The following is an 816-nucleotide window of genomic DNA, read 5'->3' on the forward strand; positions in this document are numbered from 1 at the left end:
GGGAAGAGTAATGTTCATCAGAGAAAAAACTAGTGTGGTCTTGGTTCGCTTCGCGCTGGGCGTAATTGCCGGTACCAGTTTGTTGACTCAAGTAACTCATGCGCAGGACGCCAGCATGGGACCTCAGGCGGCGGCGCCGGCGAAGGCTGCGGCCGAGGCCGACGGCAGCGCCGTGCAAAAAGTGTACGTGACCGGCTCGAACGTGCGCCGCATTACGCTGGAATCGGCTTCGCCGGTGCAGATCATCACGCGTGATGAACTGACGCGCGGTGGCGCGACGTCGCTCAATGAAGTGCTGCGCACGATCTCGTCGAACGTCGGCGGTATCGACGAGAACCGCACCAATGGTTTCAGCGCTGGCGCCGCCGGCCTGAACCTGCGCGGTTTCGGCAGCCAGGCCACTCTGACCCTGATCAATGGCCGCCGCCTGGCGCCATACGCGCAGCCTGAATTCCAGACGACGTTTGTCGATTTGAACTCGATTCCCGTGGGCGCCGTGGAACGCATCGAAATCCTGAAAGATGGCGCATCGGCCATTTATGGTTCGGAAGCGATGGCCGGCGTGGTCAACATCATTCTGCGCGACAGCTTCGAAGGTCTGGAAGTGGGCGGCTCGCTGGGCCAGTCCAGCCGCAGCGATGGTGAGCAGAAGCGTGCGACCATCAGCTTTGGTACCGGCAGCCTGGTCAAGGACCATTTCAATGCCTACGCCACCCTGGACGTGCGCCAGCGCGATCCGATGTACCTGCGCAAGCGCGACGGCTACCTGAGCACGCAGGATCTGCGCGCGTATGGCTACAAGGACCGCCGTTCGCT

At 61.8% G+C, this 816-nt stretch carries 1 protein-coding gene; it reads left to right on the forward strand.

The genetic code is table 11. The annotated features are described in order from the left end of the window. Window positions 1-115 precede the first annotated feature (115 nt). The coding region (locus AC0V2Y_RS28375; RefSeq protein WP_475418460.1) for a TonB-dependent receptor plug domain-containing protein at window positions 116-816 on the forward strand (701 nt) is incomplete at its 3' end.

It is taken from the genome of Janthinobacterium sp. BHSEK, assembly GCF_056174685.1.